Annotated in this window: 15 protein-coding genes; 8 read left to right on the top strand and 7 right to left on the bottom strand. The window is 35.5% G+C overall.

Annotated features, from left to right (window positions below; translation table 11 throughout):
• Positions 1 to 22 precede the first annotated feature (22 nt).
• The 5 genes from hacA (at position 23) to EJ01_RS09130 (ending at position 3942) form a co-directional block, all read left to right on the top strand.
• Positions 23 to 1279 (top strand): homoaconitase large subunit, encoded by a 1257-nt coding sequence (gene hacA, locus EJ01_RS09150; protein ID WP_048081761.1) that lies wholly within the window; start codon positions 23 to 25, stop codon positions 1277 to 1279.
• 14 nt (positions 1280 to 1293) lie between these two features.
• The gene (locus EJ01_RS09145) at positions 1294 to 1791 is read left to right on the top strand and encodes a 3-isopropylmalate dehydratase small subunit (protein ID WP_211251444.1); all 498 of its coding nucleotides are present in this window, start codon (positions 1294 to 1296) and stop codon (positions 1789 to 1791) included.
• Between the two features lie 194 nt (positions 1792 to 1985).
• Positions 1986 to 2600 (top strand): HD domain-containing protein, encoded by a 615-nt coding sequence (locus tag EJ01_RS09140; RefSeq protein ID WP_211253432.1) that lies wholly within the window; start codon positions 1986 to 1988, stop codon positions 2598 to 2600.
• A gap of 255 nt (positions 2601 to 2855) precedes the next feature.
• Positions 2856 to 3293, top strand: coding sequence for a nucleoside deaminase (locus tag EJ01_RS09135; RefSeq protein ID WP_048081758.1), 438 nt, complete (start codon positions 2856 to 2858; stop codon positions 3291 to 3293).
• A 184-nt stretch (positions 3294 to 3477) separates the two neighbouring features.
• The gene (locus tag EJ01_RS09130; RefSeq protein ID WP_048081757.1) at positions 3478 to 3942 is read left to right on the top strand and encodes a GNAT family N-acetyltransferase; all 465 of its coding nucleotides are present in this window, start codon (positions 3478 to 3480) and stop codon (positions 3940 to 3942) included.
• 96 nt (positions 3943 to 4038) lie between these two features.
• Here EJ01_RS09130 and EJ01_RS09125 read toward each other — a convergent pair whose 3' ends face one another.
• The 7 genes from EJ01_RS09125 to EJ01_RS09095 form a co-directional block, all read right to left on the bottom strand.
• A complete protein-coding gene (locus tag EJ01_RS09125) occupies positions 4039 to 4902 on the bottom strand; it encodes an undecaprenyl-diphosphate phosphatase (RefSeq protein ID WP_048081756.1) in 864 nt (287 codons plus the stop codon).
• 168 nt (positions 4903 to 5070) lie between these two features.
• Entirely contained in the window at positions 5071 to 5742 is a 672-nt protein-coding gene (locus EJ01_RS09120) for an ABC transporter ATP-binding protein (RefSeq protein ID WP_048081755.1), read from the bottom strand.
• The gene (locus EJ01_RS09115) at positions 5735 to 6787 is read right to left on the bottom strand and encodes an ABC transporter permease (protein WP_048081754.1); all 1053 of its coding nucleotides are present in this window, start codon (positions 6785 to 6787) and stop codon (positions 5735 to 5737) included. Before EJ01_RS09115 ends, EJ01_RS09120 begins: the two co-directional genes overlap by 8 nt.
• A gap of 593 nt (positions 6788 to 7380) precedes the next feature.
• Positions 7381 to 7695 (bottom strand): ArsR/SmtB family transcription factor, encoded by a 315-nt coding sequence (locus EJ01_RS09110; protein WP_048081753.1) that lies wholly within the window; start codon positions 7693 to 7695, stop codon positions 7381 to 7383.
• 14 nt (positions 7696 to 7709) lie between these two features.
• Positions 7710 to 8312, bottom strand: a complete 603-nt coding sequence (locus EJ01_RS09105; RefSeq protein WP_048081752.1) for an HAAS signaling domain-containing protein — start codon at positions 8310 to 8312, stop codon at positions 7710 to 7712.
• A gap of 21 nt (positions 8313 to 8333) precedes the next feature.
• Complete coding sequence (locus EJ01_RS09100; RefSeq protein WP_048081751.1) at positions 8334 to 8639, bottom strand: PadR family transcriptional regulator; 306 nt, start codon at positions 8637 to 8639, stop codon at positions 8334 to 8336.
• A 176-nt stretch (positions 8640 to 8815) separates the two neighbouring features.
• Complete coding sequence (locus EJ01_RS09095) at positions 8816 to 9424, bottom strand: GNAT family N-acetyltransferase (RefSeq protein WP_048081750.1); 609 nt, start codon at positions 9422 to 9424, stop codon at positions 8816 to 8818.
• Between the two features lie 220 nt (positions 9425 to 9644).
• On the opposite strand from EJ01_RS09095, the gene EJ01_RS09090 reads away from it, so the two are divergent.
• The 3 genes from EJ01_RS09090 (at position 9645) to EJ01_RS09080 (ending at position 12688) form a co-directional block, all read left to right on the top strand.
• A complete protein-coding gene (locus tag EJ01_RS09090; RefSeq protein ID WP_052376020.1) occupies positions 9645 to 9938 on the top strand; it encodes a DUF2769 domain-containing protein in 294 nt (97 codons plus the stop codon).
• A 169-nt stretch (positions 9939 to 10107) separates the two neighbouring features.
• Positions 10108 to 10440 (top strand): hypothetical protein, encoded by a 333-nt coding sequence (locus EJ01_RS09085; protein ID WP_048081748.1) that lies wholly within the window; start codon positions 10108 to 10110, stop codon positions 10438 to 10440.
• Between the two features lie 442 nt (positions 10441 to 10882).
• Positions 10883 to 12688: a DNA-directed DNA polymerase gene (locus tag EJ01_RS09080; protein WP_048081747.1), complete on the top strand. Its 1806-nt coding sequence runs from the start codon at positions 10883 to 10885 to the stop codon at positions 12686 to 12688.
• Positions 12689 to 12696: the final 8 nt, after the last annotated feature.

Genomic DNA, 12696 nt, shown 5'->3' with positions numbered 1-12696 from the left:
TGTAATAACAGGAGGAATAATTATGTCCATGACAATAGCAGAGAAAATATTTGCAAAGGCTTCTGGTAAGAAAGAGGTAGAAGCTGGAGACGTGGTCATGTCCAACATTGATGTTGCAATGACCCATGATCTTACAGGACCTTTATCTGTAGAAGCTTTTGAAAAAATAGGAGTACCCAAAGTCTGGGACCCTGAAAAAATCGTAATCCTTTTCGATCATCAGGTACCTGCAGACTCACTTGATGCTGTCACGAACCATATGATAATGAGAAAATTCGTGAAAGAACAGGGAATAACCAATTTTTACGACGTTAGAGAAGGCGTATGCCACCAGGTTCTCCCAGAAAAGGGGCATGTAGTCCCTGGAGAAATTGTAGTTGGAACTGATTCACACACATGTACACATGGAGCTTTAGGAGCTTTTGCAACAGGCATAGGTTCAACCGACATGTCAATGGTTTTTGCAACAGGAAAACTATGGTTTAAAGTGCCAGAAACAATTAAATTCAACATAGAAGGAACACTTCCAGAACACACCTATGCAAAGGATGTGGTACTCAACATAATAGGCCATGTTGGTGCTGACGGTGCAACATATAAAGCATGCCAATTTGCAGGCGAAACCACAAGCAACATGTCAGTTTCTGATAGGATGGTTATGTGTAACATGGCTATCGAGATGGGTGGTAAAACAGGGCTCGTTGAGCCAGATCAAAAAACAGTGAACTACCTTAAAAACCGTACTAACAAATCATATGATATAATCAAAGGAGATGATGACGCAGAATCCCTTGAAATTATTGATATTGATGTTAATGATCTTGAACCACAAATTGCATGCCCACACAATGTGGATAATGTCCACGGAATCTCCAAAGTTGAAGGAACACCTATAGACCAGGTTTTCCTCGGTTCATGTACCAACGGCCGAATTCAAGACCTTAGAGACGCTGCAAAAATTCTTAAAGGAAACAAAGTTTCAGACAGCATCAGGATGCTTGTAATCCCTGCTTCACGTGAAGTTTACACCAAAGCGCTGAACGAAGGACTAATGAATATTTTCGTAGATTCTGGAGCACTTGTTTGCAACCCATGCTGCGGACCATGTCTCGGCGGACACGTAGGGCTCATCGGACCCGGAGAAGTCAGCCTCTCAACATCAAACAGGAACTTTAAAGGAAGACAGGGCAGCAGCGAAGGTGAAGTTTACCTTAGTTCTGCAGCAGTTGCAGCGGCATCTGCAATCACTGGAAAAATTGAAGATCCGAGGAATCTGTAAAAATGGTGGTTATTATGAAAGGAAAAGCATGGAAATTTGGAAACGATATTGACACTGATCTAATCCTCCCTGGAAGATATCTGGTTTTAAGATGTGAATCAGACCTTGCACAGCATTTAATGGAAGGGGCAGACCCAGAATTCCCCAAAAAAGTAAAAAAAGGAGATATAATTGTTGGAGGTAAGAATTTCGGCTGCGGCTCATCAAGAGAGCACGCACCTATAGCGATGAAAGGCGCAGGTATCTCTGCAGTAGTCGCAGAATCATTCGCAAGAATATTCTACCGAAACGCTATAAACCTAGGTATACCTCTCATAGAAATAAAAGATATCTCCAAACACGTTTCGCAAGGAGATGAACTTGAAATAGATATGGAGAAAGGAGTCCTAAAGAATTTAACCACTGGAGAAGAATTCACCATCAAAGGATTACCTGGATTCATGCGCAATATACTGAATAAAGGAGGGCTCATCCCCTACTTAAAAGAAGAAATTGCTAAAGGCGAATTATAGTAAATCAGAGTACCTTTAACTTTCTTATTTTTTTCAAAGGATGACTTATCCCCTACTTAAGAAGAAATTGCTAAAGGCGAATTATAGTAAATCTTTCTTAACTATTTTTTAATTATTCAAAAACTTTTTATTTTTTAGTACATCCCATAATTAACATGGACAGGGAAAAAATTATCAGACAAACCGAGAAGTTTGTGCAGAATGAGTTACAGGGAGAAAGTTCTGGACATGACTGGTGGCATGTTTACCGTGTCTGGAAAAATTCAGTCTATATCGGCAGAGAGGAAAATGCAGATCTTTTCGTAACCCAGCTTGCAGCTTTACTCCACGACATAGCAGACTGGAAGTTCCACGGCGGAAATGAAAATATTGGCCCGGGAGTTGCACGAGAATGGCTTGAAAAGTTGCATGTGGAAGAGGATATAATTTCACATATAATTGATATTGTAAGAGATATATCTTTTAGGGGTGCTGGGGTTAAGACACCTATGAAAACCATTGAAGGCATGGTTGTCCAGGATGCAGATAGATTAGATGCTATTGGTGCCATTGGTATAGGCAGGGCATTCGCTTACGGAGGACATAAAGGGCGTGAAATGTACAATCCTGATATTAAACCTGTAATGCACCAGTCATTTGAGCAGTACAAAAACAATAAAGGACCCACTATAAACCATTTTTATGAAAAATTACTTCTATTAAAGGGCTTAATGAACACTGAAACTGCTAAAGAAATTGCAGAAGATAGACATAAGTTTATGGAGCAGTTTCTGGATAGATTCTTTGAAGAATGGGAAGTATCTGATTGATATAATTAGAGCTGTGGAAAAATTCTAAAAGATTAAAGTTGACATGCGCAATCCTAAAAAAGCAGCGGATATAATGTCAAAGGAAGAAAGAAAAGTTTAAAGCTTAATTGAAACATGAAAATAATTAATTAAGTTCAATTAATAGTTATATTTAGTATAAAAAGTCCAGAATTCCATATTAAAATATTTAATAGGAGTACAATGTAATGTTATCACACTAACTCTAAAGAATATTAGTTCCCAGGAGAATCTTAAATGGATAAATTCATGCAAGCAGCGGTTGAAGAAGCAAAAAAAGGATTATCTGAAGAAGGCATTCCAATTGGCTCCGTTCTTATCCATAAAGGCAAAATTATAGGTCGAGGTCATAACAGGCGCGTGCAGAATGGAAGCACAATACTTCACGGCGAAATGGACGCGCTGGAAAATGCTGGGCGGCATCCCTCAGTCTTTTACCGCGAATGTGTCCTTTATACCACATTATCCCCATGTCCAATGTGTTCTGGAGCCATTTTACTTTATGGCATTCCCCAAGTAATAATAGGAGAGAATAAGAACTTCATGGGTGAAGAAGAACTACTTAGATCCAGAGGAGTTAAAGTAGAAGTTATTCAAGATCCCTCATGTATTGAAATGATGTCCTGCTTCATTAAAATACACCCCGAATTATGGGATGAAGATATAGGATTATAAATACTCCTATTTCTAAATATGGCTTTTAAAGAAGATTTCGATGTTTTAAAATGGATTACAACTCCTCAATAATCGGCTGATTATGAAATATATCACGCTCAAAAAGTTATAACCGTCTGAAAAGGGACTTTTAAAGTAGGGCTTACTTCGCCTGTAGAATTTTTAATAGATTTCCGAGGATAACATGATAAGAGAAGCAAATGTTGATGACACAGAATCAATTGTAGATTTATGGGAAGAAATGATGGATTTTCATATCCAAAAAAACAATATATATGAAACTAAAGATGATGCACGGGAAATCTATACATTTTATCTTGAAAAAGTCATCGAAAGCCATGAGAACATAGTCTTAGTCTGCGAAATTGAAAATAAAATTGTAGGCTACATAATGGCCGAAAAATCATCGCTTCCCCCTGTTTATAAAGAAGAAAATGTAGGGACAGTAATAGAAATATGCATAACAGAAAAATATCGAAATAAAGGAATTGGAGAAAAATTACTGGAGAAAACTGAAAAATGGTTTTTGTCTAAAGATATTAATACAATTGAGTGCGTAATTTCTGATTTTAATGAAATATCAAAAGGTTTCTGGTTTAAAAACAAGTACAATCCTTATAACTTAGTATGTTTTAAGCGATTAAGATGATATATTTAAATTAAAACATTTAAATATTGAATTAGATTTTTTTCTTTAAAACAATGCTTAATTTCTTTTTTCTAATTCCTAGTCTAAAAAAGAAAATTAAAATAGTAAACTAATTACTATAGCTGCCAATCCAACGATCCAGCAGTAATAAGCAAATATCATTAAGCTTCTCTCTTTTATTAGTTTCAACATTAATTTAATAGCCAGATAACCAGATACAGCTGCTGCAATGAGCCCTGCAACAAAAGCCCCTGTGTTGGTATCAAAACCTAAACTTATATCATTTATCTGCACCATTGCCGCTCCCAGTATGGCAGGTATTGAAAGTAAAAAACTAAAACGAGCTGCAAGCTCTCTTTCAAGACCTAAAAATAGTCCTGTAGAAATAGTAGATCCAGAACGAGATATACCTGGAGCTATAGAAAATGCTTGAGCAGTTCCAATTACTAAAGCATCTTTAGCGTTCATTTTCTCCAGAGTTACTTTATTGTCACTATTCAAACTTGTTTTACTGGATCTTCGCGATAATCTCTCAGATCCCCAAAGTAAGAACCCCGTAATAAGTAAAAAGAATCCTACGGCTGTTGAGTTACTAAACAAACTTTCAAATAAGTCTTTAAAAAGGAACGCTGCTAATCCTGCAGGTATAGAACCAATTATTATAAACCACGCCATTTTTTTAAACTGATCTTCCTTAATACCTTTTATAAATCTGTGCCGAGGTATATCCATAATACTGGATATAAAAGCCATTATCATCTGAGCTATGTCCTTCCAAAAATAAGCTACTACTGCTATCAGGGTCCCCACATGAAGCAATATATCAAATGCCAGATTTGGAGCAAATCCTGTAAGTTCATGCATAAATACAAGGTGTGCAGAACTGCTCACCGGTAAAAACTCAGTTAATCCTTGAACAACACCGATACTAATTCCTATTAAAATATTTATTATGTCCATTATCCCACCAAAAATAGTAAATAAGTTAGATTATGCTCGTATACCTTGAGAATCATAGATAAGGAGGTTTTAACCCACGGAGACGGATTTTGATTCTCATTAAAAAAATAAGTAGTGATTACCCACCCTCCCACAAGCATAATCTGAAGCTGGTTAATTTTATATCATCTATTTACTCCCATTATTAACGAAATTACCGTCACTCATATGGAGAATTTCGTCAGCAAAATCTGCTGATGCCTGATTATGGGTAACAACAACAATGCTTACTCCGTCCTTTTGATTCAGATCTTTAAGGACCTGCATTATAGAGTCCGCATTTTTGGTATCGAGTTCTCCTGTTGGTTCATCCGCCAGAATAATAGATGGATCATTTATAAGTGCTCTAGCTATTGCTACACGCTGTTGTTCTCCACCAGAAAGCTGCCCAGGATATTTATTAGATTTTGAGCCCAATCCCATTCTGTTTAAAAGGTCTATAGCTTTTTTTGTATCCTCTTTTATCATGGGGAGCATGACATTTTCAAGGACTGTAAGCTGTGACATCAGATTAAACCGCTGGAATATAAAACCGATTTCATTTCTTCTAAGCCTCGCCTGCTCTTTAACCGATAACTTCTTGGTCTCTTTCCCATTAATTTTAATCATACCACTTGAAGGCATGTCCAGTATTCCTGCCACGTGCAGGAATGTTGATTTACCTGATCCAGACGGTCCCATGACTGCCGTAAAGGAACCTTTCTTCAGGGACATGTTTAAACCTGCAAGGGCGTTTATCAATTCATCTCCCATTGTATAAGTTTTCCAAACATTATTAAATTCAAGTACTGCATTATTCATGTCTAAGGGCCTCCACAACGTTTAATTTTGAAGCTCGCATAGCTGGATACAAACCAGCCAGGATACATAATATAGTAGATCCTACAATTACGCCTCCAATTAACCATACAGGCATCATTTGAGGGATGTAATCTGTAAAGTCAAGCATGTTTGCAAATACTACGATACCTATAATACCAAGAATGACTCCTAAAATTGCCCCTAAGAACCCTAAAAGACCGGATTCAAAGAGTATGCTTCCCTTTAGTTCCCAGTTTGTAAATCCAATTGCTTTTAAAACACCTAATTCTCTTGTTCTCTCCATGACGCTCATCATCATGGTATTTACTACACTTATAATTCCCACAACCAGAGCTATACATGCAATAATTCCTATAAATAGAAGTGCCTGGCTGGTTTGCTTCTGAATTTCAGCAACTTTTTCTGATTTAGTTAAAACAGAGACACCATCTACTTGATTTTCTATTTCATCAGCGGTGGCATTTGGGCTTACATGTGATCTAGCGTAGATAGCGCTTACTTTATTACCAGTGACTTTTTGTGCTGTATCCTGGTTTAAGTAGACATAAATCGCCTGTTCTTCTTTAGATATTCCAGTGATGGTTAGCTGCTGATCTTTGGCTTTTATTTTATCCCCAATACCAAGGCCAAATTTATCTGCAGTAGCTTTATTAATTACCACTCCCTGCGTTCCATTTATTAATTTAACCTGTCTCCAATCATTTACTCCCTCGAAGTTTACTCTGGTTCCATTGATATTTTCCGAAAAGATGGTTACTTCCCGCAAACCATAGAGATTAGACATTTTCTCTACCTTCGAAACCGTTTGAGAATCCATCAAATAAGTTCCACTGCTGGATGCAGGGGCTACTACCACATCATACATATACTTGTCTGTCTGCTCCTGGACCGCAGAAGTTGCTCCTGCAGTTATTCCGAGGAGTACAACAATTGTTGCAGCTCCAATAATTATCCCCAGAGCAGTTAATGCGCTCCTAAGTTTTTTCCTGCGAATGTTATTAAACGCTAATTTATAAAGATTCATTTTTTTCGCCTCAATTACAATGTTTAAAATTGACAGGGTGTTTTACTATTAAACCGGTGATTCTGACTTTTTAACTTATTACGGTACAATTAAGGCTAAAAAGTTTATTTAGTAAAACACTGCCTATTAATATACTTATATGAACCCTTAAAAGTACTTTTTCCAATATTAACCCAACATTAAGTCTTCTTTTCCACTAATTTGCCCCAAAATTCCATCCAGATTACACCCAAATCTCAAAATTCAGCAGGATATGTTTAAAAAATAGGGTAAATAAATCAGTTATTTCATGATAAATCCTGGTAAATCACCAGATGTAAAAATTAGACTTTTAATAAAAAAATTTAGAGCTATACTTAATAGACTCACTTCAAGATATCATTTTAAGCAACGAAATTATTGAATGAATATTAATGCGCTTAGAAAATTATTAAACGTAGGATCTAATTGATAAAAGTTCAATTTTTTAAAATTAGTATAAAATAATCGTTAAGTGACAATATATTAATCTAAAAGTAGTAGATAAAGGAGAATAGAGTATATATTCTTCAAATATTATTCAAATTTAATCTCATATTTAGTTATATTCATGATCAGGAGGCGTGATCATAAATGGCACATGCTTCATTAGATTTTCTGAATTCTTCCCATATCTCCTGAAAACTATCGTAGTTTTGCTCCATTTTATCTGAAAGGAAGTACAAAGCACCGTACTTCTTTCCAGTTGATGTGACCATGTTATTTCTTTCTAAAACTCGAATATGATGCTTTACAGTTTTATAATCAAGTTCAAGTTTTTCAGCAAGTTGATTGACATTATAAGGCCTATTTTTCAGCTCATCTATAATTCTAGCACGATTTGTTGCTCCTTTAGTACCTGCAAGTATCCCCCAAATAAATTTATCCATAGAAATCCTCCAAGTTATTTAAATACCTCAGTTCGTTTTTTTATATCATCCAAATTTGATTTTAATAGTTTAATTACTATTTTGTAGAACCTGTTGGCTGCGTATGCCATAACTATTACAAAAAATGTACCCATTACTGTTACGCCAATACCACCTACCACCATTATTAAAGTTCCCAATATTCCTCCCTGTACAGGCAAGTGAATGTACTTTGGGAAAAATACCTGTAATAAAGGTGATAACATAGTTAAAATTCCTATAATAATTATTGCAAATCCTGCCACAACTAAACTGATAATAACCACTGCAAGCAGCAAAGAAGGTCCGGCTACAAATACTATATTAAAAAGACCAAGTCCTGCCACTGCCAGCACTGCTTCAATTATACTGCCTGGAGACGGCTTATCTTCGGCTTTTTTGACCATATAATCTGCTTTAATTTGTTTAGCGACATTTTCAGGATCCCCTAATGCCTCTGAAATTTCTTCTTCAGTCCTGCCGTTTTCCACACCTATTCTAAAGTGTTCCTCATAGTCTAAAATCAGATCTTCTCTGTCATCTTCTGGTAATTTTTTCAGCAGTTTATCGAGCTTTTTGAGATATTCCTCCTTATCCATTTAACCACCCTAGTCTCCGTTTTAATTAAGTAAATCAGTAACAGCTGCAGAAAATTCATCCCATTCTGCAACTAAATTTTCCTTTTTTTCTTTTCCCAGCTCTGTTATTTGGTAATATTTTCTAGGAGGGCCATCCTGGGACTCTTTCAAATAAGAGCTTACTAAACCTTCCTTTTTTAGCCGCCTTAAAAGAGGATAGATAGTGCCTTCCGAAATTGAAATATTTTTAGATATTTCATCAACCATTTCGTAACCATAACAGTCCTTTCTGTCAAGAAGCACTAACACACAAAGTTCCAGTACCCCTTTTTTAAATTGAGCATTCATAGTACCACTGTATTTCACAAGGTACTGTATATTGCAAGGTACTATATATAGTTTAGGGATACAGAATATTTATCACTTAAATTAAAAAATATATTAAAAATTAGCCCATAATTTGAGGTATCTGCACGTCTAAAATAAGAGATACTGCCAAAATCAAAAAAATAATAAAATAAATATTAATGGAGTAAATATTCCATACTTAAAGTTCCATGGCCTTTAAACAGCTTAGGAGTATTTTTACTGTAAACTTTAAATCCAAATCTTTCATATAATCTCTTTGCACCTTTATTTTTAAATGTCACATCAAGAAGCACGCGCTTGCAGCCTTTATCTTCTGCAGTTTTAACTGCATTTTTCAAGAGGTATGTTCCAATTCCCTGACCCCTGTATTGAGGATCAACTGCAATATTACTTAAATAGTAATCATTTTTGCCAAGACTTGCTGTAAGGGACCTATTTATTAAAGTTCCTTTCACTGCACACTTCAAAAAGTTATAGAAGTTCAATATCCTAAAATACGCTTTAAGATCATTCCATGAGCTTGTTTCTCTACCGCTGAATGAAACTAAAATGCCCAACATGTTCCCATCATCATCACAAACCACATGAATATTTTCATGCCCAAAATAATTATTCCCAGATTTTACAAGGTTTCTTATATTTTCTGTGGCTTCTTTTTCATCTTTTCCAAGTAACTGCTTAAATATTGTTAATTCAGTTTCATAAATTAGCTCAGAAACTTTATTCAAGTCATGTTTATCAGTATTAAGTCTTATAAACCTCATTTTATACTCCTTTTAATACATTCAGATTTAAATGAATCTAAGTGACACTATTATAATCTTTTAATACTTAAACTTAATTATCAATACCCATTTAATCTTTCAGGGCTATTTGAAATATTATTACGTCGGATATTTTTTCAATTAAGAATATGTGTTAATACTTGTAATTTATTACGTATGAACACCTTATATAATACACGGTAAATCAGGAGTTGAAATTATGGTCAATATTGAATTTAATAATGAAAATATAGAAAAGTGCCAGTGCCCCTGCTGTTCCGTACAGGCTGTAAGTAAATGCGCATATGAAAAACTGGACAAATTACAGAGCATAAGTGGCAGCCCAAATCCAGAAGATGTTCCAGGAATGTACTGTGTGTCTGGAAAAACTAAATGTGATGATTTTAATCCAGAAGGAGCATGCCAGTGCCCTAAATGTGAGGTATGGAAAGAATACAAATTAGATGAAGGAGAACCTGCAGGTTATTTCTGTCAAAATGGAAAAGCTAAATAATTAATAGATTAATCTCAAAATTTCCTAGATTAAGAACACTTAACTCAAGTAGTTTTAAAATTATTAAAATGACACCCCCTCTATAAAAATAACTCAATTTTAACATCAAGTACAGTTAATAATCCCATGTTTATTATTTGATCCTATTAATAAAAATGGGGGTTGAAATATGGCCAATATAGAGTTTAATATGGGTACAATTGGAAAATGTAAGTGCTCAGAATGTCCAGTACAAACTCAAAGCAGTTGTGCAATGGACAAATTAGATAATTTAGAGAAAACCATGGACTATCCACCAGAAACAACAGTAGCCAAAGAAAAAGAGATAACATCTCATCCAGAGCATGTGCCTGAAGCTTACTGCGCAACAGGGACAGCAACATGTCCAGATCTTGATCCAAAAAACATGTGTCAGTGCGGTACCTGCGATGTCTGGAAAGAAAATAGATTGGGTGAAGGCGAACCCGGAGGATATTTCTGTTCAAAGGGTAAAGCGCCCTAGTTAAACGTTGCAAATCAACTCTTTTTCATTTTTTTAAGTTATAACCCTTTAAAATGTTATACTGCACATTAACTAATAATTATCGTATTAAACACGCTAACCTCTAACTTACTTATTCTAACACTCTGAAAGTTGTTTATATAATGTAATTCCCTGTGTTTTTGAAAATATATGTTTTTAAAATAATTCCTATTTTACAATTCGCTCTGGAGTATTGTGCAAATATTTACTATTTAAATTATTATATAATTTTTGATTAAATAAATGGAACACGTCTAACAAGTATAACGGTGAAGTATAAACCATGCACATAATAAGGGATATGAGTGTTACAATTTAATATGTATAACCCCTGACATGATCAGCATGAGCGTTTAATAAAATAAACCTTAAATTTTTCTCTGCATAACTTTAATAATATTTATAGTATATATACAAAATTATGGAAACTAAACGATTCATCCTCTTAGACATCGATTATGTAACAGAAAACAACCGTCCGGTGGTTAGACTCTTCGGAAAAGAACGTGGAGACAATAAAGGAAGATCTATAATTGCCCTGGACAGACATTTCAGGCCTTACATCTATGTAATCCCCATGGGCAATACTGAAGACTGTATCAAACAGATTAACACACTTGACGTGGATGAAATCAGGATCGTACAAAAAAAGGACATTACTCAGGAAAAAGAAATGCTGGAAGTTATTTTGTTCCATCCTCAAGATGTTCCTAAGCTTAGAGACAAAATATGGAATTTAAGCGAAGTGAAAGAGATCAGAGAACATGATATTCCTTTTTACAGGAGATATTTAATTGACAACGCCCTCTTCCCAATGGGCGAAGTTGTTGTAAACGGGAAAACCAAAACACAGAAAGCTGGACCTGGAATATCATCAACTGATGAAAATTTATGTATTTTTAACATGGAAGGGAAACCTGAACCAGTAGCCGGAGGAATTCCTGATTTAAAAGTTATGAGTTTTGATATTGAAGTTAGAAATCCAAAAGGAATGCCCAGTGCAGATAAAGATGAAATAATCATGATAAGTCTTGCAAGCAACTTTGGGCTTGAAAGCGTGCTTTCAACTAAACGTTCATCCTTTGATTACGTAGAAACACTTGAAAGCGAAAAAGAAATGATAAAACGTTTCACTGAAATTGTAAATACAGAGTGTCCAGACCTAATTTTAGGATACAACTCAGATAACTTTGATTTTCCATATATCAATGATAGGGCAAAAAAATTAGGCGTTCCCATGAATATAGGAATGGACGGTTCTGGAATTAAATTTTTAAGGCGTGGATTCACATCAGCAGCTGTAGTCCGCGGCAGGCTGCATATTGACCTCTACCCAATTATGAGGCGCCACCTGACACTTGACCGTTATACCCTAGAAAGAGTGTATAAAGAGCTCTTTGGTGAAGACAAGGAAGATGTGGAAGGAGATGAAATCTGGAAATACTGGGATTCAAACGGTGAAAAACTGGAAGAACTGTTTTCATATTCCATGGACGACGCTATCGCAGCCTATAAAGTGGGAGATAAAATGCTGCCAATAAATAGAGAGCTTACCAGGATTGTAGGGCAGCCATTTTTTGATATCACAAGAATGGCATCTGGACAAATGGTAGAATGGCTTCTTACACGAAAAGCTTACGAATATGGTGAAGTAATACCTAATAAACCATCACAATCAGAATATTCAAGAAGAAGAGGTTTTAAATACGTAGGTGGTTACGTTAAAGAACCTGTAAAAGGCCTCCATGAAAATATCCTTTCATTTGATTTCAAGAGCCTGTATCCAAGCATAATCATTTCTAAAAACATCTCTCCAGATACTTTGCTTAAAAATGAAGAGACTGAAGAATTTCATACCGCACCTGAAGTACCTCATAAATTCAGAAAAGAACCTGTTGGTTTTGTACCATCTGTAATTGGAAATTTACTGAAAGAAAGGGCAAAGATAAAGGACATTATGAAAAAAACAGATGACCCCATGGAGAAAAAGATATTGAATGTTCAGCAGCAGGCGCTTAAAACCCTTGCAAATTCTATGTACGGCCTTTACGGTTTTGCAAGGTTTAGGTGGTACAGTGGAGAATGTGCCGACGCTGTAACAGCCTGGGGACGGGATTATATCAAAAAAACCATGAAAAAAGCAGAAAAATTCGGTTTTAAAGCGATTTATGCAGATACAGATGGTTTTTATGCTACATATACTGGAAATGTAGAAGACGATGCTTAAAAGCTGAC

Source organism: Methanobacterium veterum, assembly GCF_000745485.1.
Classification (GTDB): domain Archaea; phylum Methanobacteriota; class Methanobacteria; order Methanobacteriales; family Methanobacteriaceae; genus Methanobacterium_D; species Methanobacterium_D veterum.
The sequence above is the reverse complement of the archived record's forward strand: the minus strand, read 5'-3'. Positions and strand labels throughout refer to the sequence as shown.